The 26,651-nt window shown below is 48.5% G+C and carries 26 protein-coding genes, 1 riboswitch and 1 other annotated feature; of the genes, 24 read left to right on the top strand and 2 right to left on the bottom strand.

What is annotated here, in order from left to right:
• The first annotated feature begins 6 nt into the window (after positions 1-6).
• Complete coding sequence (locus tag NQ502_RS04405; protein WP_028528674.1) at positions 7-189, top strand: PspC domain-containing protein; 183 nt, start codon at positions 7-9, stop codon at positions 187-189.
• A 219-nt stretch (positions 190-408) separates the two neighbouring features.
• The gene (locus tag NQ502_RS04400) at positions 409-597 is read left to right on the top strand and encodes a small, acid-soluble spore protein, alpha/beta type (protein ID WP_028528673.1); all 189 of its coding nucleotides are present in this window, start codon (positions 409-411) and stop codon (positions 595-597) included.
• A gap of 4 nt (positions 598-601) precedes the next feature.
• On the opposite strand, the gene NQ502_RS04395 is transcribed toward NQ502_RS04400, so the two are convergent.
• A complete protein-coding gene (locus NQ502_RS04395; RefSeq protein ID WP_028528672.1) occupies positions 602-1,207 on the bottom strand; it encodes an SGNH/GDSL hydrolase family protein in 606 nt (201 codons plus the stop codon).
• Between the two features lie 49 nt (positions 1,208-1,256).
• Positions 1,257-1,452: riboswitch (cobalamin riboswitch) on the top strand.
• A gap of 467 nt (positions 1,453-1,919) precedes the next feature.
• On the opposite strand from NQ502_RS04395, the gene NQ502_RS04390 reads away from it, so the two are divergent.
• The 6 genes from NQ502_RS04390 (at position 1,920) to NQ502_RS04365 (ending at position 13,454) form a co-directional block, all read left to right on the top strand.
• Positions 1,920-2,276: a BlaI/MecI/CopY family transcriptional regulator gene (locus NQ502_RS04390; RefSeq protein ID WP_028528671.1), complete on the top strand. Its 357-nt coding sequence runs from the start codon at positions 1,920-1,922 to the stop codon at positions 2,274-2,276.
• A gap of 10 nt (positions 2,277-2,286) precedes the next feature.
• Positions 2,287-3,639: a M56 family metallopeptidase gene (locus tag NQ502_RS04385; RefSeq protein WP_028528670.1), complete on the top strand. Its 1,353-nt coding sequence runs from the start codon at positions 2,287-2,289 to the stop codon at positions 3,637-3,639.
• Positions 3,640-3,830: 191 nt separating this feature from the next.
• Complete coding sequence (locus tag NQ502_RS04380; protein ID WP_028528669.1) at positions 3,831-7,841, top strand: efflux RND transporter permease subunit; 4,011 nt, start codon at positions 3,831-3,833, stop codon at positions 7,839-7,841.
• On the top strand, positions 7,831-8,454 hold the full coding sequence (locus NQ502_RS04375; protein ID WP_028528668.1) for a TetR/AcrR family transcriptional regulator: 624 nt from the start codon (positions 7,831-7,833) through the stop codon (positions 8,452-8,454). Before NQ502_RS04380 ends, NQ502_RS04375 begins: the two co-directional genes overlap by 11 nt.
• 33 nt (positions 8,455-8,487) lie before the next feature.
• Positions 8,488-8,714 (top strand) — a binding site (T-box leader).
• Positions 8,715-8,757: 43 nt separating this feature from the next.
• Positions 8,758-11,403, top strand: a complete 2,646-nt coding sequence (locus tag NQ502_RS04370; RefSeq protein ID WP_028528667.1) for a valine--tRNA ligase — start codon at positions 8,758-8,760, stop codon at positions 11,401-11,403.
• A 5-nt stretch (positions 11,404-11,408) separates the two neighbouring features.
• Entirely contained in the window at positions 11,409-13,454 is a 2,046-nt protein-coding gene (locus tag NQ502_RS04365; protein ID WP_044983253.1) for an LTA synthase family protein, read from the top strand.
• A gap of 90 nt (positions 13,455-13,544) precedes the next feature.
• Here NQ502_RS04365 and NQ502_RS04360 read toward each other — a convergent pair whose 3' ends face one another.
• Positions 13,545-14,561, bottom strand: a complete 1,017-nt coding sequence (locus NQ502_RS04360; RefSeq protein ID WP_028528666.1) for a LacI family DNA-binding transcriptional regulator — start codon at positions 14,559-14,561, stop codon at positions 13,545-13,547.
• A gap of 269 nt (positions 14,562-14,830) precedes the next feature.
• Here NQ502_RS04360 and NQ502_RS04355 point away from each other — a divergent pair, with 269 nt between their 5' ends.
• The 16 genes from NQ502_RS04355 (at position 14,831) to NQ502_RS04280 (ending at position 26,603) form a co-directional block, all read left to right on the top strand.
• Positions 14,831-15,967, top strand: coding sequence for a Gfo/Idh/MocA family protein (locus tag NQ502_RS04355; protein ID WP_028528665.1), 1,137 nt, complete (start codon positions 14,831-14,833; stop codon positions 15,965-15,967).
• Between the two features lie 677 nt (positions 15,968-16,644).
• Entirely contained in the window at positions 16,645-17,115 is a 471-nt protein-coding gene (locus NQ502_RS04350) for a type 1 periplasmic-binding domain-containing protein (RefSeq protein WP_028528664.1), read from the top strand.
• Positions 17,116-17,225: 110 nt separating this feature from the next.
• Positions 17,226-18,518 (top strand): bifunctional folylpolyglutamate synthase/dihydrofolate synthase, encoded by a 1,293-nt coding sequence (locus NQ502_RS04345; RefSeq protein ID WP_028528663.1) that lies wholly within the window; start codon positions 17,226-17,228, stop codon positions 18,516-18,518.
• Positions 18,505-18,660 (top strand): hypothetical protein, encoded by a 156-nt coding sequence (locus NQ502_RS04340; RefSeq protein WP_044983252.1) that lies wholly within the window; start codon positions 18,505-18,507, stop codon positions 18,658-18,660. Before NQ502_RS04345 ends, NQ502_RS04340 begins: the two co-directional genes overlap by 14 nt.
• Before the next feature lie 11 nt (positions 18,661-18,671).
• Positions 18,672-20,252: a tetratricopeptide repeat protein gene (locus NQ502_RS04335; protein WP_083963283.1), complete on the top strand. Its 1,581-nt coding sequence runs from the start codon at positions 18,672-18,674 to the stop codon at positions 20,250-20,252.
• A gap of 99 nt (positions 20,253-20,351) precedes the next feature.
• Complete coding sequence (locus NQ502_RS04330; protein WP_044983251.1) at positions 20,352-20,717, top strand: STAS domain-containing protein; 366 nt, start codon at positions 20,352-20,354, stop codon at positions 20,715-20,717.
• Positions 20,701-21,147, top strand: coding sequence for an anti-sigma F factor (gene spoIIAB / locus NQ502_RS04325; RefSeq protein WP_028528662.1), 447 nt, complete (start codon positions 20,701-20,703; stop codon positions 21,145-21,147). Before NQ502_RS04330 ends, spoIIAB begins: the two co-directional genes overlap by 17 nt.
• 12 nt (positions 21,148-21,159) lie before the next feature.
• On the top strand, positions 21,160-21,876 hold the full coding sequence (gene sigF, locus NQ502_RS04320; protein ID WP_028528661.1) for an RNA polymerase sporulation sigma factor SigF: 717 nt from the start codon (positions 21,160-21,162) through the stop codon (positions 21,874-21,876).
• A 76-nt stretch (positions 21,877-21,952) separates the two neighbouring features.
• Positions 21,953-22,105, top strand: coding sequence for a hypothetical protein (locus NQ502_RS04315; protein WP_156887907.1), 153 nt, complete (start codon positions 21,953-21,955; stop codon positions 22,103-22,105).
• Positions 22,102-22,716 (top strand): stage V sporulation protein AA, encoded by a 615-nt coding sequence (locus NQ502_RS04310; protein ID WP_028528660.1) that lies wholly within the window; start codon positions 22,102-22,104, stop codon positions 22,714-22,716. Before NQ502_RS04315 ends, NQ502_RS04310 begins: the two co-directional genes overlap by 4 nt.
• Before the next feature lie 6 nt (positions 22,717-22,722).
• Positions 22,723-23,130, top strand: a complete 408-nt coding sequence (locus NQ502_RS04305) for a stage V sporulation protein AB (RefSeq protein ID WP_028528659.1) — start codon at positions 22,723-22,725, stop codon at positions 23,128-23,130.
• Between the two features lie 4 nt (positions 23,131-23,134).
• Positions 23,135-23,605 carry a SpoVA/SpoVAEb family sporulation membrane protein gene (locus NQ502_RS04300; protein ID WP_028528658.1) on the top strand — a complete coding sequence of 157 codons (471 nt, stop codon included), beginning with the start codon at positions 23,135-23,137 and terminating at the stop codon, positions 23,603-23,605.
• Between the two features lie 148 nt (positions 23,606-23,753).
• Positions 23,754-24,500, top strand: coding sequence for a ZIP family metal transporter (locus NQ502_RS04295; RefSeq protein WP_028528657.1), 747 nt, complete (start codon positions 23,754-23,756; stop codon positions 24,498-24,500).
• A gap of 15 nt (positions 24,501-24,515) precedes the next feature.
• The gene (gene upp / locus NQ502_RS04290) at positions 24,516-25,145 is read left to right on the top strand and encodes a uracil phosphoribosyltransferase (protein WP_028528656.1); all 630 of its coding nucleotides are present in this window, start codon (positions 24,516-24,518) and stop codon (positions 25,143-25,145) included.
• Positions 25,146-25,216: 71 nt separating this feature from the next.
• The gene (gene spoVAD / locus NQ502_RS04285) at positions 25,217-26,233 is read left to right on the top strand and encodes a stage V sporulation protein AD (RefSeq protein WP_028528655.1); all 1,017 of its coding nucleotides are present in this window, start codon (positions 25,217-25,219) and stop codon (positions 26,231-26,233) included.
• 13 nt (positions 26,234-26,246) lie between these two features.
• Positions 26,247-26,603, top strand: a complete 357-nt coding sequence (locus NQ502_RS04280; protein ID WP_028528654.1) for a SpoVA/SpoVAEb family sporulation membrane protein — start codon at positions 26,247-26,249, stop codon at positions 26,601-26,603.
• The last annotated feature ends 48 nt before the right edge of the window (positions 26,604-26,651 follow it).

The raw sequence follows: 26,651 nt of genomic DNA, 5'->3' as shown, positions 1-26,651 counted from the left end.
ATCGTAATGGAAAATAAGAGATTATATCGTTCATCAACAAATTACATGCTTGCAGGTGTATGCGGCGGAATTGCGGAATATTTTAACATTGATCCAACACTTGTGAGACTCGGCTGGGTATTGTTTTCATGCCTTGGAGGTTCCGGAATTCTGGCATACATTATAGCCGCAATTATTATTCCAAAATAGTAACTATTCAGGACGGCGTATCTTCTTGACCGAAAAAGCCGGTCAAGAAGCATCGGATGTTCATCCAATGTGGAAATTGGTGCGTAAAAGCGACTTACAAGCAAGCTTGACGCAGCTTTCTGCACCAATTTCCCCGCCGTCCTGAACTGTTACCCGAAATAAAGAATAAAACAGAAAAAAAAGGTCATACTCCAAAGAGAAAAGGAGTGTGACTTTTTTATGAAGAAAAATAAGGATATCGACCTACATCAAATATCTCCGGAAGAACAGCTGAAATATGAGATCGCTGAGGAGCTTGGACTGCTGGACCGTGTACTGGAAAATGGATGGAGGACCCTTTCAGCGAAAGAGACAGGAAGGATCGGCGGCCTTGTCACAAAACGCAAGCGCGAGATGAATCAGGAGTAATGTGTTACAGAAGCGGGGCGGCACATGCAAGCCATGACGAGGCAAGCAGACGGCTGCCCGCTTCTGACAGATGAATGCCGTCCGTGGTGAGGATGGAATTGCCGCGGTCATCATTTTGTGCATTCATCCGTTCATGGAGAGGAAGAAAGACAGCGCCGAAGCATGAAGCCAGTTCCTGGAGAATTTCACTTTCCTGACGGATAAAGGGATGCCAGCACAGGTATTGTGCTGGTGATGAGAAGATAAAGGGCTCCAGTAAAATGAGAGAAGGGATTCCGGACGATGTGATATTCTCCAGAATACGCCGGCAGTACCGTGTGAATTCTGCGGGAATTCGCGGACGGTCCGTATACAATTCAACCGGGATATCGTTTACCCCGACGAGCAGGGTGACAAGATCAGGGGCAAGCGCAAGGCAGTCCCGATCAAGACATTTGCATACGTCCTCGGACGTAAAACCGTCGTGGCCTCTGTTTATGATTTTATATTTGTCTGCTGGCAGCATTTCACGGACCACTGACACATAGCCGTCCCCCAGATCAAAGGGAGATTCTGTAAACAGCCGGTGACTGTCGGTGATGCTGTCACCGATAAAAAGAATTTTTTTCATGGAAATACTTGACGCCTTTCTTCAGGTATGGTAAGATTTACTTGTATAATTCCATATTACCACAGTAAGTGCATCGGGGAAACAAAAGTTTTTTTGATGAAGAGGGAATTGGGTGCGAATCCCAAGCGATCCGGTCACTGTATTTAGGGAGCAATATTTCATAATCCCATTGTACGAGAGTATGAGAAGGGGAAATAGAGCGATGATCTATAAGTCAGGAAACCTGCTTATTGTGTACAAGGTTGAAACTTCCGTGCAAAGTTTAACATCCTAATTTGTCGTATGACAAATTTCGTGTCTACTTTCATTAACGGAGTAGGCATTTTTTTATGGAATGCCAAGAATAAACAAACGGCTAAGGACCTTAATAATACGGATTATGCAAAGATTAAACGGCAGGGTGAATGCTTAGGTTAGTAAACAGTTAAATTGAATTATTTTTCCTCCGCAACTAAAATAATTTCAATATTTCCTCTTAACTGTATAAACGCTCGTGATTGCACCGAAGCAGCCTCATCCACTTTAATGACATGCAAAACGCTGTGTGGGATAAAAACCACACAGCGTTTTGTGATGTCAATAATCCTGAATAGTTGCCTGGATTTATTAAGAAAAAATAAATCCTGTAAAAAGGATTGACTTCTCTGGTCTACTGCTGTAGACTAAAGGCATGCTAGCAGTCTATTGCAGTAGACGAAAGGAAGTAAATCATATGATGAAGTTTTTTGATTCAGAACTGAATGTAATGGAACTATTGTGGAAAGAGGGTGATATGACAGCGAAACAGCTTGTGGAGAAACTGAACAGGCAAGTTGGGTGGTCGCGTACCACCACATATACGATTATAAAGAAACTGATTAATAAGGGAGCAGTGCAGCGCTCGGAGCCGGACTTCATGTGTCATGCGCTGATCAGCAGGGAGAAAGCACAAAAAGCGGAAGTGGATCAACTGATTGATAAGATGTTCGACGGGTCATCTGGCCTGTTGATCAACACGCTTCTGGAACGAAAAGACCTGCCTGAACACCTTGTGGAAGAATTGAGAAGGATTGTAAAAGAGACGGAGTGAGGATGAGATTATGAGTATTCTGCAAATGAATCTTTCGGCGGCATGTATCATTGCTGCCATAATCGTGATGAGAACAGCGGCGCTTGACAAACTGCCGAAGCAGTTGTTTCAGCTCCTGTGGCTGATACCGGTGATTCGTCTGTTTGTACCATTCTCATTTTCGTCGCCCATCAGCATATTCTGCCTGTTTGAACGAACGCCTGTACAGGAAATGACAGGTTCTTTTCTGTCATCCGGATCGATTGGCGGCGGTAAAGCTGATCTGGCACTGCGCAGCGGATCGTCATTTTTGTGTATGGCTGTATGGATAACCGGGAGCGTAATCCTGGCTGCCTGTTTCACGATCGTGAATGTACAGAGCAGACGGGGATTTGCTTCTTCTGTGCCGGCCGGAAACGAAAATATTGACAGATGGCTGGCACAGCACAGAATAAGGCGGCAAATCAGTGTCAGAGTGAGTGACAGAATAACAACGCCATTGACATATGGCGTGGCAAAACCTGTGATACTGCTTCCGGCATCACTTGAATGTTCGGGTGAGGCACAGCTTAACTATGTCCTGCTCCATGAGTTTCTGCATATCAGAAGGCTGGATATCCTGAAGAGTATCGTTATGCTGATCACGGTATGCATATACTGGTTTAACCCAATGGTATGGATCATGTATGTTCTGGTCAACAGGGATATCGAGCTGGCATGTGACGAGGGAGTATTAAAAGAATCGGGGATAAGCACCAGGGCGTCTTATGCGCTGACGCTGATCCAGATGCAGGAAAACAGGGGAGGAGCGGGTTTGGCGAAAAGTTTCAGCAGATATGCGATCAAAGAAAGGATTGAATCTATTATGAAATATAAAAAAGCGTCGGTCACCGCAGTTGCAGCCGCATTGGCACTGGCAGCGGGGATCACAACAGCGTTTGCATCGAGTGCAGCCGCGACAGAGACAATTAAGGCAGAAGAAATGGAGAGTTCAGTTTCGAGCGAATCTGTCGATGCCGTACTGGAAGCGGAGGAGCAGGAGGGACCGAGAACTGAGTCTGTATCGGGTGCAGCCGCGGCAGAAGCGATAAAGGCAGAAGAAACGGAGAGTTTAGCTACGAGTGAATCTGTCGATGCCGTGGCGGAACCGGAGAATCAGGAGGGATCGAGCACTGATCAGGTGGAATACGCGACGATAACTGCAGATGATGACGGCGAAAAGTCATCCGACGGTTACGACAGTGATGTAGCCGCAGTGGAAGAGGCTGAAGTTCATGTCGATGGAAAAGCATGGAGTGGGACGATAACTCAGGAGAATAAAGAAAAAACCGTACATGATCTGCAGGAGACACAGAGTATACTGGAAGCGGAGAATGTACAGTAGGTGACAGCAGAGGAGCTGCCCGGCATTTTATGCATGGGCAGCTCGTTTGCTATGACAGGGCCTGCTATGGAATGGGAAACTTTCCGGAAAGCGTCAGAATATGCATACACACTTGACATTTTGATGTGATAATGCGTATACTTACTTCAGAACCGACCGGTCGGTCGGAAAAAGATAAGGGGAGTATCAGTATGCTATCTAAGTTCAGTGTGAAAAAGCCATATACCGTCGTGGTTGGCGTGGTTCTGATCCTGATCCTGGGGTTTGTATCATTTACGAAAATGACCACGGATCTTCTTCCGAACATTAATCTTCCATACGCGATTGTCCTGACCACCTATCCGGGGGCAAGCCCGTCTGAGGTGGAGGAGACCGTGACAAAGCCGATCGAGGAGGCCATGGCGACGGTCAGCAATATTGAGAATATGCAGTCGGTTTCCAGGGAGAATCTTTCTCTGGTGATCCTTCAGTTTGCGCAGTCCACGAGCATGGACTCTGTCAGTCTGGAGATGCGGGAAAATCTGGACCAGATCGGTTCCTACTGGGACGACACCGTGGGAAGCCCCATCATCATGAAACTGAATCCGGAGATGATGCCGGTGATGGTGGCAGCGGTGGAAAAAGACGGGCTGGACAGCGTGGCTATCTCAGACCTGACGAATCAGCAGATTCTCTCAGACCTGGAGAGTCTGGAGGGAGTGGCTTCTGTTTCCACTTCGGGAACTGTCGAGGAGAGCATTCAGGTGCTGATCCGGCAGGAAAAGATTGATGAAGTAAACGACAGAGTCAGGAATGCTGTGAGCGGAGAATTTGCTGAGGCACAGCAGAAGCTGGATGACGCCAGGACAGAACTTGAGGAGTCTGAACAGAAGATGTCAGATGCCAAGGCCGAGATCGACAGCGGGCGATCTCAGCTGGAAGCGGGTAAGGAACAGCTCCTCGGTCAGCTTCCGGAGGCGCAGAGCCAGCTGAACAGTGCGCAGTCTGAACTCCTGAAAAATGAGACGGATCTCGAGAACGGCCTTACTATGGTGAACACGACTCTGCAGGTGCTGGAGGAATCGCTGAAGGAAGGCGGGCTTTTTGACCAGGCTCAGGCAAAAATCGATGAGGCGGCGGAAGCTTTAGCAGCGGATGAGATGACGGAACAGCTTCAGTCACAGAAAACGGCGCTGCAGGAGGGGATCGAACAGCTGCAGGGAGGCATTGCATCCATTGATGAGCAGCTGGGCATGCTCCCGGACGGTGATCTGAAGACACAGCTTGCTGCTCAGAAAGAAGAGCTGGAAAAACAGCTGGCGCAGGCGCAGGAGGCATTGAACGCTGTGGACGGACAGATACTTCTGCTTGAGAGCAGCGCCGCAGAACTGGAAACACAGCGTCAGAATCTGGCGGATGCCAGAGCGGAACTGGAATCACAGAAAGCGGAACTCCTGAATACAAAGACTACGCTTGAGTCTTATCAGGAACAGCTGAATACAGGCAAGTTGACGCTGGACGGAGCACTGGCCGAACTGAACAGCCAGCAGATATCTGCAACGATAGAAATGTCGTCTGCCCAGGCACAGCTGATTCTGGGCGAGGCACAGCTGGAGCAGGGGGAAACCCAGATAACGGCAGGAAAGGAGCAGCTGGAAGACGGACAGGAAGAACTGGACGAACAGAAAAGCAAAGCTCTGAAGAGCGCAGACGTGACAAAAACGATCACGGCAGATATGGTATCGCAGATACTTACAGCGCAGAACTTCAGCATGCCTGCGGGGTATGTGTCGGAAGACAATGCCAGATATCTGGTCCGTGTGGGAGACAAGTTTCAGAATGCTGAGGAAATGAGAGACCTGGTGCTCTTTGATATGGGGCTGGATGGACTTGAACCGATCAGGCTGTCCGATGTGGCAGACGTGATAACGGTTGACAACTCCTCGGAAGTCTATGCATCTGTCAATGGACAGCCGGGTGTTCTGCTGACCATGCAGAAGCAGACGGGATACGCGACCAGTGAGGTTTCGGATCGGATTCTGGATTATTTTGACAGCGCACAAAAGACGGATGACGGGCTTCATTTTACCGTGCTGATGGATCAGGGGATCTACATAGACATGGTGGTGAACTCCGTTCTGGAAAACCTGATGTATGGAGCCGTTCTTGCGATCATTGTGCTGTATCTGTTTCTGCGGGACGTGCGACCAACGTCGATCGTGGCATGCTCCATCCCGATCAGTGTGCTGACAGCGGTTGTACTGATGTATTTCTCGGGCATCACGCTGAATATTATCTCTCTTTCGGGACTGGCGCTGGGTGTCGGGATGCTGGTGGATAACTCGATCGTTGTCATAGAGAATATATATCGGCTGAGAGGCCTCGGATACTCCAGAAAGAAAGCGGCTGTGGCGGGAGCGAGACAGGTGGCAGGCGCGATCATGGCGTCCACGCTTACGACAATCTGCGTGTTCCTGCCGATCGTGTTCACGGAAGGGATCACGAGACAGCTGTTTGTGGACATGGGGCTGACGATCGCGTATTCACTTCTTGCCAGTCTCTTCATAGCCCTGACGCTTGTACCCATGATGTCAGCGGGGATGTTAAAGAACGTAAAAGAACAAAGGCAGCCCATGTTTGACAGGCTGCTGAGTGCTTATGGAAATGTGATGAAAAAAGTGCTGCGTCTCAAACCGGCTGTACTCCTGGGGACATTGATACTTCTCGGAGTGAGCGGATGGCTGTGTGTTTCCAGGGGGCTGGTGTACATGCCCGAAATGGAGAGCACACAGGCAAGCATAAATATTACGATGCCGGAAGGCGCAACACTGGAAGAGACAGGAAATATGTCCGATGAGATCATGGAGCGGCTTTCTGACCTGCCTGATGTGGAGTCGATCGGAGCCATGGCAGGTTCGGATTCCGGCATGGCTCTGCTGGGAATGGGCGGCGGCTCTGATACGGAGACTGCTACCATGTATCTGACCCTGAGAGAAGATATGGAGCTCTCAAATGACGAACTTGTCGATGAGATTCTGTCGCGGACAGAGGACCTGAACTGTGAAGTGGATGTATCAGCATCCAGCATGGATATGTCGGCTCTGGGGGGCAGCGGGATCAGTGTGGAGATCAAGGGAAAAGATCTGGACAGGCTGCAGACCCTGGCGGCCGAGGTGGCCGGGCTGGTGGAACAGGTTCCGGGGACAGCGGAAGTCTCCGACGGACTGGAAGAGTCTGCCGAGGAGGAGAGAATCGTAGTAAATAAGGAGAAGGCGTCAAAATACAATCTGACAGTTGCTCAGGTCTTCCAGCAGATCTCTGCGAAGCTGGCCGAGTCAAAGGCCGCCACCACGATCACGACAGATACCAAGGATTACGATGTGGATGTCACAGACGAGAACACGAAGACATATACGAGAAGTGACGTGAAAAAATTCAATCTGACGTATATGGACAAAGACGGTGAAGAGCAGGAAGTGGCGGTCACGAAGGTTGTGGACTTTGTAGATGCCAAAGGGATGACTGCCATATCGAGAGATGCGCAGAGCCGCTATGTCAGTGTATCGGCATCCATCGCACAGGGATATAACGTGACAAAGGTTGCTGCGGCTGTGGATAAAGAACTGAAAGCGTATGACGTGCCGGAGGGATATACGATTGAGATGGCGGGAGAGGATGAGACGATCAGAGAATCCATGACGGAGCTGATGAAGATGCTGCTGCTTGCCGTCGCATTTATTTACCTGATCATGGTGGCACAGTTCCAGTCGCTGCTGTCACCGTTTATCGTCATGTTCACGATTCCTCTGGCGTTTACAGGAGGATTTCTGGGTCTGCTGCTGACGGGGCAGGATCTGAGCATCATTGCCATGATCGGCTTCATCATGCTGTCGGGCATTATTGTAAATAATGGAATCGTGCTGGTGGATTATATCAACCAGCTGCGCAGGGAAGGAACAGAGAAGAAAGAGGCAATTATTGAGGCGGGAAAGACGAGGATGCGTCCGATCATGATGACTGCTCTGACGACGATACTGGGGCTGGCCACCATGGCAGCCGGTGTAGGAACGGGTTCTGATATGATGCAGGGAATGGCGGTGGTCGTCATCGGAGGTCTGCTGTACGGCACGCTGCTGACGCTGTTCGTAGTGCCGTGTATCTACGATGCGCTGAACCGCAGAAAGTACCGTTCTGAAGGAGAGGAGGAACTGGATGAAATCTGAACATACAATTCTTCCGCCGAAGAAACAGGCCATCTTTCAGGCTGTGATCGTGCTCCTCGACAGGGGACTGGCGCCGGACAGCCTTAAAGTTTCCGAGATCGCGGCAGAGGCTGGAATCGGCAAGGGTACGATCTATGAGTATTTTTCCAGCAAGGAAGAGATTATCACGCAGACGCTGGTCTATGAACTGGAAACGACAGCGGAGGAGATTTTGGAGATGATACGGTCCGCCGGCAGTTTCGAGGGGATTGTCAGAAAACTTCTGGACTGGGTCGAAGAAAACTATGAGAGGAAAACTTCCTTTATGCGGCTGCTGCAGCTGATGGAGCGGATGGATGAAATTCCCGAATCCATTCGAAGAGAACTGAAAAAGCAGGGACACTCACCCTGTGACATCAATCATTACATGCTGCGTCTGGCGAAACGGGGGCAGGAGACCGGGGAACTGTCCGATGAGATCCCCTGTTCGATGCTGGCGTCTTCCATACTGGCTGCTCTCGTCATGTATCTCTCCTATCTGAACTTCCCGGAAGGGTATGGACGGATGGAGAGCGGGGAGGCAAAAGCATTTGTCTGGAAGAGTATCCAGGAGATATGCGGCAAAAAACCTTGACAAAAGAGAGAAAGATGATTATGATTAAGCAAGAAAAAGGTAGTGAGAAAGAGGAGTACATTTCAAAACCCTGACAGAGAGGAACGGCCGCTGGCTGGAAGCCGTACCGGGGAAAGTGGAAGTGGAAGGTAGCTTTTGAACCGGCCGGGTGAACGCCGTTTCAGGCAGTAAGCCGGCACGCCTCGTCCCGCGTTACGGGACTTAAGAGATGGAGTGTTATACTTCGAACAAAGGTGGTACCGCGATCATTCGCCCTTTACACAGATTGTGTAAAGGGCATTTTCTAATTTAACGGAGGAAATTATGAGTAAAGAATTGGCAAAGACATACGATCCCAAAGGGATGGAAGACCGTATTTATCAGAACTGGATGGATAAAGGGTATTTTCACGCAAAGGTAAATCCGGATAAAAAACCATTTACCATTGTCATGCCGCCGCCAAATGTTACGGGACAGCTGCACATGGGACATGCGCTGGACAACACCATGCAGGATATTCTGATCCGGTTCAAACGGATGCAGGGATATGAAACGCTCTGGCAGCCGGGAACAGACCACGCCGCGATCGCTACAGAGGTTAAGGTCACGGAAAGCCTGAAAGAACGCGGCATCGATAAAGATGAGATAGGAAGAGAAGAGTTTCTGAAATACGCCTGGGAGTGGAAGGAAGAATACGGCGGGAAAATTATCAACCAGCTGAAAAAGATGGGGTCCTCGGCAGACTGGGAGCGGGAACGTTTTACCATGGACGAGGGATGTTCCAAAGCGGTCGAAGAAGTTTTCCTGAAACTGTATGAGAAGGGTTATATTTACAGAGGGAGCAGAATCATTAACTGGTGCCCGGTATGTCAGACTTCCATATCGGATGCGGAGGTTGAACATGAGGAGCAGGCCGGACATTTCTGGCACATTAAGTATCCGGTAGTGGGTGAGGAAGGGCAATTTGTAGAGATCGCGACGACACGTCCGGAAACCATGCTGGGAGATACGGCGGTTGCGGTGAATCCGAATGACGCGCGTTATACGCACCTGATCGGCAAGATGCTGAAACTTCCGCTGACAGACCGTGAGATTCCGGTTGTTGCAGATGAGTACGTGGATCAGGAATTCGGGACAGGATGCGTGAAGATCACACCGGCGCATGACCCGAACGACTTCGAAGTCGGAAAACGCCATGACCTGGAAGAGATCAACGTCATGAATGACGATGCCACGATCAACGAGCGCGGCGGTAAATATGCCGGCATGAGCAGATATGATGCCCGCAAAGCCATCGTTGCAGATCTGAAGGAGCAGGGACTGCTCGTAAAAGTGACAGAACATGTGCATAATGTGGGGACACATGACCGCTGCAAGACGACGGTGGAACCGATGATCAAGCCGCAGTGGTTTGTGCGAATGAAAGAGATGGCGAAGGCAGCGATCGAGGTACTGGATACGGATCAACTGAATTTTGTTCCGGAACGTTTTGACAAGATCTACCTGCATTGGCTGGAAAATATCCGCGACTGGTGCATCTCAAGACAGCTCTGGTGGGGACATCGGATCCCTGCGTATTACTGTGATCAGTGCGGTGAAGTGGTGGTTGACAGGAAGACCCCGGACAGGTGTCCAAAATGCGGCTGTACACATTTTACACAGGATGAGGATACACTGGATACCTGGTTTTCTTCCGCACTGTGGCCGTTTTCGACTCTCGGCTGGCCGGAGCAGACACCGGAACTTGAGTACTTTTATCCTACGAATGTGCTGGTTACTGGGTATGATATCATTTTCTTCTGGGTTATCCGCATGGTATTCTCGGGTCTGGAACAGACGGGGAAATCACCGTTTGATCATGTGCTGATCCACGGACTCGTGAGGGACTCACAGGGAAGAAAGATGAGCAAATCTCTGGGCAACGGTATCGATCCGCTCGAAGTGATCGAACAGTACGGTGCGGATGCGCTGCGCCTGACGCTCATCACGGGAAATGCACCGGGAAATGACATGCGCTTCTACTGGGAGCGCGTTGAGGCGAGCAGGAATTTTGCAAACAAAATATGGAATGCTTCACGCTTCATCATGATGAATCTGGAAGAGGCAAAAATCGAGGAGCCGGAGCGCTTCCAGCTGAAGGTGGCGGACCGCTGGATCCTGTCGAAACTGAATACACTGACCAAAGAAGTGACAGAAAATATGGAGAAATTTGAGCTGGGTATCGCAGTTCAGAAGATTCATGATTTCCTGTGGGATGAGTTCTGCGACTGGTATATCGAGATTGCAAAACTGAGAATCTGGGCTGCGGAACACGATCCGGACAGCAGTGAGTATGCGCTGTGGACGCTGAAGACGGTACTGTCCCGTGCATTAAAACTGCTGCATCCTTATATGCCTTTTATCACGGAGGAAATATATGGAACACTTTGCCCTGAGGAGGAATCGATCATGATTTCCGAGTGGCCGAAGTTTAAGGAAGAGTGGCAGTTCCCGTATGCGGAAGAGATGATAGACAATGTGAAGGCAATCGTCAGGGGAGTGCGAAATATCCGTGCAGAGATGAATGTGCCGCCGAGCAAAAAAACGCGTGTTTACATTGTGTCGGAGGACGAAGGGCTGTGTGAACGCCTTGAGATGATGAAGGACACTTACGTGAAATTCCTGAGCGCCAGCCGGGTACGGATTCAGATGACCAGGAAGAATATCGGTGATGACGCCGTATCGATCGTAGTGCCGAATGCAGTTGTCTACCTGCCATTTGAGGAGCTTGTGGATAAGGAAAAGGAGAGAGAGCGCCTTCAGAAAGAGGAAGACCGTCTGAAAAAAGAGATCTCACGCTGCGAAGGAATGCTCAGAAATGAAAAATTCCTGAGTAAAGCGCCGGAATCAAAAGTTCAGGAAGAGCGGGAAAAACTGGAAAAATATGCCCGGATGTTGGAACAGGTGAAAGCAAGATTGGAGCAGTTATAAAATAAATGAAAAATTTCAAAGTCAATTGGGGGAAAGTGGTTAAGGTATGTAACTGGTTTTCGGTACCGCTGCAGTTTCTTGGGGTGTGCATATTGTATCTAATCATCGAGGCAATATGCCGCCACTCATTGTATGAAGCTGTTCAATTTATGACGGGAAGCAAACTTGTATTTCTGTACAATGCTTTTCTTATATTTGTCACGACAACGGTTGTCTATCTGACGAGAAGGAGGATATTTGCGCGGACAGTAGTCTTCGTTGTCTGGCTGATTCTCGGGATCATCAATGGTGTTGTGCTGGCATGCAGAGTCACGCCCTTTACGGGACCGGACTTGAAACTGATAACGGAAAGCCTCAGGATTTTGAATAAATACCTGTCGTTTGCAATGCTGATCATTGTGCTGGCTCTGCTGGTTCTTCTGATCTGCGGTCTCGTCTGGCTTGGGATCAAAGCGCCCAAATATCAGGGGAAAATGTATTATCGGATCAATATACCGCTTGTGCTTGCGGGCATAGGGGCATTTGTGATAGTGACGAATGCCGCGCTTGAAAAGCGTGTGCTTTCCAGCTATTTTGGAAACATAGCTTTTGCATATGAGGATTATGGATTTCCATACTGCCTGGGCACCACCTTCTTTAATGTGGGAATCAACTGCCCCAATGGTTACGGGGAAGATCTGATGCAGGAGATTGTCCAGAGCGAGGGGACGATCGAGCAGACCAGGCTTAGCGAGCCGGCGACAAATATCATTTTTCTGCAGCTGGAGTCTTTTTTCGATCCCGAGCTGGTTGAGTTTCTCAATATATCGGAGGATCCCATACCGAATTTCCGCAGGATGATGAAGGAATATACCTCAGGCTATTTCAAAGTGCCCTCGGTGGGAGCGGGAACGGCCAATACAGAGTTTGAAGCGATTACCGGTATGAGCCTGCACTATTTTGGACCGGGAGAATACCCATATAAGACGATTCTGAAAGAGAAGACGTGTGAAAGTATTCCGTATGTGCTGAAGGGGCTTGGGTACTCGACACATGCAATACACAACAATGAAGCCAACTTCTATTCCAGAAAAAGTGTGTTTGCAAATCTGGGATTCGAGACGTTTACGTCGGAAGAGTACATGCCGGATATTTCGGACACTACCGAGACGGGATGGGTGAAGGACCATATTTTGACGGATGAGATCATGAAGTGCCTGAAATCTACTGACAGCGCGGATTATATCTATACCATATCCGTACAGGGACATGGGGATTACCCCGCTGAACCAATACTTGAAGATCCGCAGATCACTGTCACAGGTGCCGAGAACCAGGAGAAAAATAATAACTCCTGGGAATATTATGTTAATCAGCTGAAAGAGATGGATGATTTCATTCAGGAGCTTGTGGAGACACTGGAGGACTATGATGAGCCGGTGGTACTGGTGATGTACGGAGATCATCTGCCGACGATGGGACTGACAGCCGAGGATGTCGAAAACCGTTACCTGTTTCAGACGGAATATGTCATGTGGGACAATATTGGACTGAAGAAAAAGGATGTCAACCTTGCTGCCTATCAGATGGGCGCAGAGGTGCTGGACCGCCTGAATATCCATGAGGGAACGATCGTTAATTACCACCAGAACCGCAGGAAGACTCAGAATTACCAGGTTGATCTCGAAGCAATGCAGTACGATATTCTATATGGTGAGCAGTATGTTTATCAGGGGCAGGACCCGTTTATGCGGACGAAGCTGAAGCTGGGGGCTGTGCCGGTAGTCTTTTCCGCAATTACGAAACTTTCGGATGGGACTTATTATATAACGGGAGAGAATTTTACGGCGTCCAGCAAACTGGAAATCAATGAAGAGCTGATAGAAGATACGTATTTTATCGGTCCGAATACACTGATGGTACGCGAGGTGGAGATTGCTGACGGTGATGTGCTTGATGTTGCACAGCAGAGCAACAGTTCGACGCGCCGTGTGCTTAGCAGAACGGGTACGATCACATATGAAGAACCGAAGGCAGACGGGGCGCTGCCGCCGGAAGACGGACAGCCGTAGAGGAAACGCCGGGGGTTTATGCAAAAAAAGAATCTGAAGACTGCAGAATGATACTGTGTCTGAAGATTCTTTTTTGCTTTACCGGGATACTCAGTCTTTCCGGGGCGGAGCTGTCGTACCGCGCAGGGAGAGCGAGGTGCCGAGATAGGTCCTCTGAACGTCGTGGGTTCCGGAGGTCATCAGATAGTGCAGTCTTTCAATGGACAGTTCCCCCAGACGTTCCGCGCTGATGTGGACGGAAGTCATTGCAGGAGAGGTCATATGGCATACATTGGAATCGTCAAAACCTACGACTGAGATATCTTCGGGGACTTTCAACCCTTTTTGTATCAGGGCAAAGACAACGGCAGCCGCCATAATATCATTGCCTGCGACGATAGCGGTAGGCAGAGATGAGCGCTGGCTCAGCAGTTCCAGAAAATTCTTCTGCAGGTCTTTCTGAAAATAATCCAGGTGATAAAGAAATTCTTTCTGAAAAGGAAGTTCCAGCTTTTCCAGCATATGAATAAAATTAATTTCGGTATCCAGGTGAGTGCCGTATTCCTGTTGGCTGGTGACATAGCCGATATTCGTATGTCCGAGCTCTTTTAAATGCGATAATGCCTGGTAACACCCCATCTCTCCGTCGACATTGAAGCAGTTGACGGAACAGCCGCTGAACACCCGGTCTACGACGACGAGGGGGATTGGAAAATTTTCAAAGCGGTGGTAATCTCTGTGCTTATATTCTGTTCCCAGAAATACAATGCCGTCGCAGTTCGTGTTCCGGGCGTCTTCCAGAATCTGGTTTAATGTTTCGTAACTGGCATTGGCGATCGACAGGGAGTACTGCTTCTGCCTGCATGCATGCTCTACACCTTCCATTACGCGTGTGCTGAATTCATTGCGCATATAAGGAGTCCAGGAAGGATCCCGGTAGTAGAGATAGAGAATACGCTTTTGAGCAGCCTCTTCCTTTTTACGGATGGAATAACCATTCTGAAGCAGCAGGTCAGTAATCTGGGTGCGGAGTTCCGGCCTGACCCCGGGCTTGTCATTTAAAACCAGTGAAACAGCAGCTGGAGAGACGCCAGCAGCTTCGGCGATTTTCCTTACAGTCATTTTCATAGATTTCTGAAGCCTCCCATTTAGTTCATTCTTATTACACATCATAACATACAATTTGTTTGCAATCCATACTAAACGTTTAGAAAAATGTAAAATAATATAAATGCAGTATTTTGATGATTTTACTGAATCTGTGCAAGAATCTGAATTGACATGATTCTTCATCTGTATTACTCTAAAAATATCAAACATTCATTGGTAGTTTACCGAAGATGGTGTTTAGGGGTGTTTTTAAACAAACATTAAGAGTATAGGAGGTATGAAGTGTTATGTATCTGAAGTATGGTATGGTAGGCGGGGGTAATGGAGCTTTTATCGGAGATGTACACAGAAGAGGAGCTTTTTTGGGAGGATTTGCGAAACTGACAGCCGGATGCTTTACGAGAAATCCGGAAAAAAATGCGCAGGCCGCAGAAGAATGGAATGTGGAGGATAGGAGCCGCGTGTATGCCAATTATAAAGAGATGGCAGAAGCGGAAAGCTCCCGCGCGGACGGCATTGATTTTGTTGCTATTACAACACCGAATGATACCCATTATGACATTGCGAGGACGTTTCTGGAAAAGGGAATCCATGTAATCTGTGACAAGCCGGTCACATCGACGGTTGAGCAGGCGAAGGAGCTGAAGAAACTGGCGGAAGAAAACAATCTTTGTTTTGCTGTCACCTATTCTTATCACGGGTATGCGATGGTGCGTCAGGCAAGAGAGATGATTGAGGCAGGAAAAATCGGAGAAATCGTGTATGTGACAACAGAGTATCCGCAGGACTGGCTGCTTCTGGGGCTGCGTGATGAAGAGACACGTAAAAAAATGTGGCGGATCGATCCGGAGCGGGCGAATGGGTCGCTGTGTACTGTGGATATCGGGACTCATCTGGAATCTCTGATCCATGCCGCCACAGGACTGGAAATTACAAAAGTACTGGCACGCTTTGACAATACGGTGGACGGATTACCGCTTGAAACGAACAGCAATGTGATGCTGCAGCTCAGCAACGGGGCTTCGGGAAATCTGTGGTCTTCCATTGTAGCAATCGGTCATGATGCAGATGTACGCATCCGTATCTATGGAACCGAAGGAAGCCTGGAGTGGTATCATGGTAAACAGGGACTGCTGAAATTTGCACGTCTTGGAGAGCCGGTTCAGTATCTGGCTATGAACCGTGATTACAATGGGGAGCAGAGTCTTGGCATGTCGCATTTGCCGGCAGGTCACCCGGAAGGATATTATGAGGCGTTTGGAAATATCTATGAAGCGTTTTGCCGGGATGTCATTGCAAGAAAAGATGGGGCGACGGAGAAACAATACATTTATCCGGACATTGAAGACGGTATTAACGGTGTTCGATTTGTCGATGCCTGTGTCGAAAGCAATGCAAACGGTAACGTATGGGTGGAGATCTGACCCTGCTCAGAATGTAAACAGCAAAGGGACCGCGCGTTTTTCAAAGCGCGGTCTTTTTTTGATGTGCTGGGTCCGTGTTGGGAAAACAGCAGAAAACTTTAATGAAATGCTTGTAAATATAATTGTATTTTTGCTGAAAAAAGATTAATATAGAACACGTAAAGGAAAGAAAAAATATATTATGAATGAACAGTTTAATGTATTAAGTGAATGAAAATGCTAAAACCACTTAAAATCCATTGACATATATCAGACACTATATTATATTAAATAAAAAAGAAGATAAACATACAAGAACAGAATGTTGATAGTTTAATGAAAAGCCTATTGACTAATTTACTCTATATAATTCTCATGTGCAAAAGACATCGGATCCTACACCGATGTCTTTTGTTTTTTTTTGATCTTTTTCCGATCCGAGTATGATTTTGAGGCGGTTTTAAGGCAATGAAGTGAATATGATGAAAAAAACGGCGCTATTAAACAGTTTAATGTATATAATAAACAATTATAAAAAACTACATGTTTTTTTATTGACTGCAAGCGAGTTTAATGTTATATTATAAACACAAGATAAACAAAGTAAAAACTGATAAACGGTTAAACAGCACAAAAACATAAACAATGGACGGAAGCGTCTTAAAAATTTAAATTCTATTTATGAGGAGGAATTGATTATGAAGGCAAGAGTACTGGGTATGACAATGGCAGGTGTTGTTATGGCGGGTATGCTTAGCGCCTGCGGAACGGAAAGCGCTGCAGGTAACGAGGAGGTGAGCGGTGTGATCGGGTATCTGTGTTATGACATGGATCAGGACACGGAAGCGTTTGCGGATGAACTGAGCGCAGAAGCAGACAGCCTGGGCTACGGCTGCCGGATCATAAACCTGGCCGGAAATGACAGGAAACTGGTGTCGGAGTGTATCGGGATGCTGAATGAGAACGTGGATGTGCTGGTCGTGACGCCGGATAAGTCCGTTGACGCGCAGCCTGTCGCGGAAGCCGCACACGATAACGATGTTTCCGTCGTTCTTAATGGGTTTGGAAGCAGTGCCGTAGACTATGACAGGCTTGTCAGTACGACAGGGTATGCCGGAGGAAAGGCTGCAGCGGAATCTGCGGTTGAACTGATGACAGGCGGAAATTAATAGAAGAAAGTCAAAAGTTGCGACATAAACCACTTGCAAATAACCACCACTTATTATAATGTATAAGAGTCAAAAGTTTTTGACGCAAATACATGTAAAGTGGTGGTTTTTTGAATTATACAGAAGCAGTAACTTATATAGAACAGATTCCGCGATTTGCGATTAAAGAACCGCTTGCTCATGCAAAAGAACTTCTTCGCCGTGTGGGAGACCCGCAGAATACCATGAAGGTAATTCATGTGGCAGGGACGAATGGGAAAGGCAGCGTATGTGCGTATCTGGCATCGATGCTGCGGGAAGGCGGACTTTCCTGCGGCTTGTTTACGTCTCCGCATCTGGTGAGGATGAATGAACGTTTTCGTGTGAACGGCGAAATGATGGACGATGAATCCTTTGTCAGGCTGTTTGGCAGGGTAAAGCAGGTGACAGACGAGTTTGTGGCAGAAGGCCTGGAACATCCAAGCTACTTTGAGATCCTGTTTGCAGTAGGGATGCTTTATTTTCAGGAACAACAGGTGGAGTACGCTGTGCTGGAAACCGGACTGGGCGGCAGGCTGGATGCGACGAATACGGTTTTGCACCCTCTTGCATGCATTATCACATCGATCAGTCTCGATCATACAGAATATCTGGGAGATACGGTGGAAAAGATAGCCGCCGAAAAAGCCGGCATTATCAAACCGGGGGTCCCCGTGATATTCGATGGATGCAGTCCGGATGCGGCAAAGGTGATAAAAAGACGTGCGGATGAGCTTGCAAGCCCCGCATTTATGCTGGAGGAATCCATGTATGAGGTGGTCAGCAATACGCCGGAGGGGATCAGGTTTCTCTTTGGCGGTGAGGATGAGCTGACGATTCCGTATGTGGCGGCATATCAGATGATGAACGCATCTCTGGCATATTTTACGATGAAGATTCTGAAAAATACACATGGCCTGACCGACGAGGTACTCAGAAGGGGAATTGCCGCGACGAAGTGGGAGGGGCGCATGGAAACGATACTTCCCGGAGTGATCGTGGACGGGGCGCACAACGAAGACGGTGTCCGCAGGTTTGTGGAGACGGCTGTTCACTTTAAGCAGAACTATAAGATTACTATTTTATTTTCTGCGGTTGCAGACAAGCGGTACCGGGGAATGATCGCTGAGATCTGCCGGCGGATTCGCCCGGATGCTGTTGTGTCGACACAGATTGAAGGCGAACGCATCGTATCAGCCGGAGAGCTCGCAGAGGAATTTCGGAAGAACGGGTGCCGCATGGTATATGTGCAGCCTGATATTGCGAAGGCGTTTGATGAAGCCCGTGCGATGAAAGGAGACGGTCTTCTGTTCTGTGTGGGGTCCCTGTATCTGGTGGGAGAGATCAAGAAGTGTCTAAGGAGATACGAAAATGATAAATTATGAAGAGGAACTGAAAAAATTCAAACCGAGTCTGGATGTGGATGAAGTGGAGAATGCCGTATACAACAGAGATCTGACCGATGTGATCGATATTCTGAAAGAGATGCTGGATGCGGGCGGACAGACAAAGACGAAGAAAGAGTGAGAGGAATACAGATGAATTGTATGAACTGCGGTGCTCTGTTGAATGAATCCTCACACTGCCCGAAGTGCGGGTTCGATGTAGTGGTGCAGAAAAAAGCATATCTCCTTTCGAATCTGTATTATAATCAGGGACTTGAAAAAGCGGAAATCCGGGATTTATCCGGATCAATCGATTTGCTGAAACGGAGCCTGAAATTTAATAAGCTGAATATACAGGCGAGAAATCTGCTGGGACTGGTGTATTTTGAGACAGGAGAGGCTGTCTCGGCACTGAGCGAATGGGTGATCAGCAAGAATATTATGCCGGAGGGGAACATAGCAGCCGAATATATCGACAGGCTGCAGGCGAATGCCAACAAGCTGGACGGAATCAACCAGACCATAAAGAAATATAATGAGGCACTGGGCTGCTGCAGGAACGGAAGTTCTGATGTAGCGGTGATTCAGCTGAAGAAGATTCTGACGCAGAATCCCAAGCTGATCAAGGCGTATCATCTGCTGGCACTTAATTATATTCATGAGAAGGAATACGAGAAGGCCAGACGGATTCTCAAGAAGGCGGCAAAAATTGATAAGACAAACTCCACGACGCTGCGTTTTCTCAGGGAAGTTGATGAACAGACCGGCACGCATACAAATCTGGAATCCAGATGGAACTTCAGGAGAAATAAGCGTGAAGAACGGGAAGAGCAGATGATTGTCAATGATGTGATTCTGCCGCCTGCCTTCAGAGAGAGCTCCGTGTTCTCCACGGTTTTGAATATCGGCTTCGGGCTAGTCGTGGGAGCGTGCGTTGTATGGTTTCTGTTTGTTCCGGCGAGGGTGCAGAGCATTAATCGTGAGGCCAATCAAAAGGTTACAGAGTACAGTAACACGATGGCCAGCCAGGCGGCTGAGCTGTCTAAGATGGAAGATAAGATCAGGGAATCGGAAGAAACTGTAACATCTGCACAGGATCAGATCTCCCAGGCGGATGAGCGCGTGACCAGTTATGAAAATCTGATCAAGGCGTGGAGCGCATATCAGGAAGAAAATTATACAAACGCGGCAAATTCACTTGCCGAGGTGAACGTGGAGCTGTTGTCGGTAGATGCTAAGGCGATCTATGACAGTATCTACGCGGATATCAGGTCCACACTGTTTTCTAAATTTAAAACTGCAGGAATTGAGGCATTTGACCAGCAGGATTATGCGACGGCTGTCACACAGCTGGTGCAGGCTTTGGAGATCGATGAAACGGACTATGAAGTACTGAATGTTCTGGCGCATTCTTACCGCGAAAGCGGTGACACACAAAATGCATTGAAATATTTTCAGGAGATCATTAAACAGAATCCGGATACGCGGCGTGCGTCAAGTGCACAGGCATACATCGATGCCATCAACAGCGGCCAGGATATCCTGGACGCGGACGAGAACGGCCAGGCGCCCGCCGGAGGCGGTGAAGAAGATGCGCAGGGCGGATCCGGGGAAGAACCTCAGTCGGGTAACGAAGAAGACGAAGGAAGCCCGGAAGAGGATACAGGTGAGGGGGACGGCTCTCCCACAGATCCGGGAAATGAAGGCAATACCGGGGACAACTACGAAGAATAGAGAAACCTCTAAAACGGGGATGCGCAGGAGACTGCGTATCCCCGTTTTGATACGAATGGGTTTTGGGTAAAAAATTAAATAAGGGGAGTATGGGATCGTATGGATGACATGTTTCGGGTAAGTGGGACGAACCTTACAGTTTTCGTTCCGAAAGAATTGGATCATCATATTGCGGAAATGCTGAATCAGAAGACGGACTGGATCATGGAGCAGAAGAATATACGGCGAATTGTCTTTGACTTCAGGGAGACAGACTTCATGGACAGTTCGGGGATCGGAGTGATCATGGGAAGGTATCGGAATATCAACCTCATCGGCGGAAAAGTGGAGGCGGTGCATGTGAATGACCGGATTGATAAACTGCTCCATATGTCAGGGATCTACAAACTGATATCGATCAGCAGGGAGAAAAAATGGAATATCAAGGGGAATCAGAAAGGGGAACAGTATGGAGAACACGAATGAAATGAGCATTGAATTTGACAGCCGCTCCTGCAATGAAGGGTTTGCCAGAGTGGCGGTTGCGGCATTCTGCACGCAGTTGAATCCTACACTCGAGGAGGTCGCAGATGTAAAAACGGCGGTATCGGAGGCAATCACAAATTCAATCATTCATGGATACGAGGGTGAGGTACATAAGATCAGGATTGAATGTAAGACGGTAGGTCACGAATTATATCTTACGGTGATCGATCATGGAAAAGGAATTGAAGATGTAAAAAAGGCGATGGAACCGCTTTTTACAACAAAACCGGAGTGGAACAGATCCGGTATGGGATTTGCTTTTATGGAAGCCTTCATGGACGAGGTCGTTGTGGTATCGGAGCCCGGAAAAGGGACGGAGGTTCACATGAAAAAGACAGTCGGAAGCCGTATTGGTGAGTTTCCGGAATGAGAAGGAGGAAGTATGGAGCATACCCTTGCCCTGATTGAATTGGCGCACGAAGGGGATAAGGAAGCGAGAGATACGATTATTAATGAGAACATGGGACTGGTCTGGAGTATTGTGAAACGGTTTGCAAACCGTGGGGTCGATATGGAAGATCTGTTTCAGATAGGGTGCATCGGACTGCTGAAAGCTGTGGATAAATTTGACCTGAGTTATGAAGTCAGATTTTCCACCTATGCAGTACCCATGATCGCGGGGGAAATGAAGCGTTTTCTCCGGGATGACGGAATGATAAAGGTCAGCAGGTCGCTGAAGGAAACAGGACATAAAGCGTATGCTGCAAAAGAACAGCTGGAAAAGCAGATGGGCAGAGAACCAACACTTTCTGAGATTGCCGCTGCGATTGAGGTGCCGGAAGAAGAGCTGGTGGAAGCCATGGATGCAGGGGCTCAGATCGAGTCTCTGCAGCAGACCATCTATCAGAGCGAAGGCAACAGTATAGAACTGATGGACAAGCTGAAAGAGGAAGGCGACAGTCAGGAGACTGCACTGGATCGGATTGTCCTGACGGAGGTTCTCGGAACTCTGAATGCAAAAGAGCGTGAACTGATCTATAAAAGATATTTCCAGGATATGACACAGACGGCTATCGCCAGGGAAATGGGGATGACGCAGGTACAGGTATCCAGAATGGAAAAAAAGATTTTATTGGGATTACGGGGAAAGTTGTTGTGACTTTCTCCGTATATTTTTTTGCAAAATCTTAATACTAAATGAAGTACAAATAGAATGCGCAGAAAGAAGGGAAAGTATGACACGGAAACGGATAGTGGTTTGGCTGGTAGTGCTCGTGCTGACGTGCGCGGCAGGAATTGGCTGTTATCTATGGCAGCGGGGAAATGAAAAAGAAAAGTCCGGAGGCATGCTGGTGGAACGGATGATGGATGAGGATGTGGCTATATGAGTACGATGCTTTATTTGCAGACGGATAAGAATATCAGGGTGAGCAGTCCGGATGTTTACCTGAAGGACATTGCGAATCTCTCGTGCAGTGATCCGGCGGTGCTGGCCAAAATGCAGGCGCTGAAAATACGGACGATCAAAGAGGAGCAGTATGGGCGCTATCCCATGGCGGTGACTGATATCGTGAAAAAGATACAGGCTCTGGACTCCAATGTCGATGTGACTCATATTGGAGAGCCTAATTTTATCATGACATTTGAAGACCCATCGAAAAAGCGCCGGCTGATAAGTGTGATAAAAATTATTTTTGTGTGTATTGTGACCTTTATCGGCACGGCATTTTCGATTATGACGTTCAACTCGGATGTGGATATTCCCAAGCTTTTTGAAGAAATTTATGTCGAGTTTACCGGAATGGAATATACGGGATTTACAGTCCTTGAGATATCGTATTCGATCGGCATCGGTCTTGGCGCCGTGTTCTTTTTCAACCATTTTGGAAAACGAAAACTTACTCAGGATCCGACACCGATGGAGGTTGAGATGCGTACGTATGAGGATTCAGTGGATACGACGATCATAGAGCAGGAGGAGCGGAAAGGGAAGGAATAGCGGAGTATGTATGTGGTACTGGGTTTTTTGGGGCTGTGTTTTGGAGGTGTGATTGCGAGCGGAGTCGTGGCGTTTATCATCAGCCTGGGGATTGTACCCCGCTATGCGGGCATCACGAGAACCGCCAATCATATCATGCTGTATGAAAATATGGCTATCCTGGGTGCGGTGATCGGTAATGTTATGTGCTTTCTTCCGGTGGGGATTCCGTTTGGCTGGATCGGTCTGCTGGTGTTCGGAACATTTTCCGGTATTTTCCTGGGGAGCTGGATCGTTGCGCTTGGTGAAGTGGTGGATATCTATGCAATCATGTTTCGGAGAACCGGAATTGTAAGAGGCGTTGCGTTTGTGATTATCAGTATGGCGCTTGGAAAGGTGCTGGGTTCATTGTGGTTTTTTTATAAAGGATGGTGATAACATGGAAAGTCTGAAGACAGAAGCAAGTAAAAAGGAGTATGAGAAATATGTCAAAGAGGTGACACCGGTACACAGCCTGCCTGCCAATATGCTGAAAGCTTTTATCGTCGGCGGCCTGATCTGCGTGTTGGGGCAGTTCCTGCTGAATATGGCACAGGGGCAGGGACTTGACAAAGAGAAGGCAGCAGCCTGGTGTTCGCTGATCCTGGTGCTATTGAGCGCAGTGCTCACGGGACTGAATATTTACCCGAAACTCGCAAAGTTCGCAGGAGCAGGAGCGCTTGTGCCGATTACCGGATTTGCTAATTCTGTAGCTGCGGCAGCGATCGAATATCAGACGGAGGGCGAGGTCTTTGGCAAGGGCGCCAAGATTTTTTCTATCGCTGGCCCCGTTATTTTATACGGTATCACAAGTTCATGGATCATAGGTCTGATCTACTGGATATTGAAAATCTGTGGTGTCGTGGGCTGATCTGTACAAGATTGGATACATTTCATTGCGAAGAGTCCGGTTCCCCGGACTTTTTGTACTGTAAAAAAGAGATTGCCTGTGGTTATGTCAGGATAAATTTGATACAATAATAGTGTTTGAAAGACTTGATTTACAGGAGGATAAAGATATGCAGCTGGCAGTTATCACGGCGTTTGGAGTGGGAGGAGCTACCATTGCCGGCGTTTTGATTGGTTTTTTATTTCGCAGGATACCGCATCGGTTCAATGATATCATACTGAGTTACGCGGCCGGGATCATGCTGGGGGCGGCGGTGCTTGGACTGATTGTTCCGTCTCTGGAAGAGGGTAATGTCTGGGTTTCGCTTCTGGGGATCCTGACGGGAGCAGTGTTTCTTAACTTTGCGGACCGTCTGACACCGCATCTACACCGCATTACGGGAATGGACCAGGAGGCGCACGCTGACAGACAGAGTCAGCTCAATAAAGTCATGCTCTTCGTGATGGCAATCGCCATTCATAATCTTCCGGAGGGGATTGCTGCCGGGGTTGGATTTGGCACGGAAAATATAGGGAATGCGATAACAGTAGCGATAGGAATCGCGCTTCAGAATATCCCGGAAGGAATGGTGATCGTGTCTCCGCTTATCATGGCAGGCGTCCCTAAATTTCGAGTCTTTGTCATCGCGTGTTTTACCGGGGTGATTGAGATCTTTGGAACGATGATCGGCTTTGGCGCGGTGACAGTCGCGAGTGCAATCCTTCCGTTTGCCTTGGCGTTCGCAGGAGGCACGATGATCTATGTGGTGAGCGATGAGATGATACCTGAGACTCACAGTCATGGGTATGAGAGGCAGGCAACCTACGCATTGCTGTTTGGGTTCATGACGATGATTCTGATGGACTGGTATATATGAGAAAAGGAGAATGATATGGAAGAGGTATTTATTATGGATCATCCGCTGATCCAGCACAAAATTTCGCGGCTGCGCGATGAGACGACGGGAACGAATGAGTTTCGCAAATTAGTGGAAGAGATCGGCATGCTGATGGGATACGAGGCGCTGAGGGACCTGAAAATGGAAAAGATTACGTTAAAGACGCCGATCGAGGAATGTGAAGCGCCTGTCATTGCCGGAAAGAAACTGGCGATTGTGCCGATCCTGCGTGCGGGGCTTGGCATGGTGAGCGGTATGCTGGCACTGGTACCGTCTGCGAAGGTGGGACATATCGGGCTTTACCGCGATCATGAAACTCATGAACCGCATGAGTACTACTGCAAATTACCGGATCCCATCGAGGAGAGGGTGATTGTTGTCCTAGATCCGATGCTCGCGACCGGAGGGTCGGCGGAGGCTGCGATCAATTTTGTAAAGCGGCACGGCGGGAAGAAGATAAAGTTCATGTGTATTATTGCGGCTCCGGAAGGGGTAAAACGCCTGCAGAAAGCACATCCGGATGTACAGATCTACTGCGGGTGCGTAGACCGGGAACTGAATGAGGATGCGTACATATGCCCGGGACTTGGGGATGCCGGAGACCGTATCTTTGGGACAAAATAGATTGTGCTGTATGATTCTGCCGGAAATGAGAGATACTAATTCCAGAACAGGAATTAAAGGCAGGGTTGAATATGAAACAGACAATTGGAAAACAAAGCATTGAATTGAAAAAAGAGGTATACGTACAAAGCGGCGCTTCCATTGTGGGCAGCAAAGAGAAGGAAGGGCCGCTTGGCCTGTGCTTTGACTGCGCAAAAGAAGACCCGATGCTTGGGATGAACAGCTGGGAGGAGGCCGAGAGCACGCTCCAGAAAGAGGCGGCGGAACTTGCGGTCCAAAAGGCGGGGATGCAGAACAGTCAGATTCGCATGATTTTTGCCGGAGACCTGCTGGCGCAGTCGATTGCATCGAGTTTTGGGAACGTCACTCTCGGGATACCGCTGTACGGCCTGTACGGGGCCTGCTCCACAATGGGGGAGGCGCTGTCGCTTGGCTCAATGGCGATTGCCGGAGAATACGCGGATTACGTACTGGCGCTTACATCGAGCCATTTCGGGAGTGCCGAGAAGGAATTTCGTTTTCCGCTTGAGTACGGGAATCAGAGGCCTCTTTCGGCGGCATGGACGGTGACAGGAAGCGGCGCATGTGTGCTTGGTACGAAAAAGAGCAGGGTAAAGATCACAGGAATCACAACTGGTAAAATCGTAGATTACGGACTGAAAGACTCTCAAAACATGGGGGCCTGCATGGCTCCGGCCGCATGTGATACCATCTTCTGCAATCTGAAAGATTTTATCAGAACACCGGAGGACTACGATCATATCATAACCGGAGACCTCGGTTATGTGGGCCAGAGAATCCTGCTGGATCTGCTGAAGGAAAAAGGATGTGATATCCACAGGCAGCATCTGGACTGCGGCATGCTGATCTACGATCAGGAAAATCAGGATACACATGCAGGCGGAAGTGGCTGCGGCTGTGCGGCAACGGTTTTTGCATCATATATTTTACCTAGGCTCGAGAGCGGTGAGTGGAAACGGATTCTGTTTGTTCCGACGGGAGCTCTGCTGTCTAAAGTCAGTTTTTATGAAGGGCAAAGTGTTCCGGGGATCGCGCATGGTGTTGTGCTGGAACATGTGGAAGCGTAAAGGAGGCCAAAGGATGGATTATATCAATGCATTTTGGGTAGGAGGGCTGATCTGTGCACTGGTACAGATCTTGCTGGATCGTACGAAGCTGATGCCCGGCCGTGTCATGGTACTGCTTGTGTGCATCGGGGCGTTTCTGGGTGCGATAGGTGTATATGGACCGTTCCAGGAATTTGCGGGCGGAGGGGCGAGTGTACCGCTCCTTGGGTTTGGCAATGTGCTCTGGAAAGGGATCCGGGAAGCTGTGGATGCGGACGGATTCATAGGTTTATTTATGGGTGGTTTCAAGGCAGGAGCGGTGGGGACATCGGCCGCCTTGATCTTTGGATATCTGGTCAGTCTGGTGTGCAAACCCAAAATGAAGTCATAAAAACGATGCAGCCGGCTTGTCCGGTTGCATTTTTTATAAAGAGTATGG

It is taken from the genome of Ruminococcus gauvreauii (genome assembly GCF_025151995.1).
Classification (GTDB): Bacteria; Bacillota; Clostridia; order Lachnospirales; family Lachnospiraceae; genus Ruminococcus_G; species Ruminococcus_G gauvreauii.
Note: the sequence above shows the minus strand (reverse complement) of the source record. Positions and strands in the feature narration are given on the sequence as shown.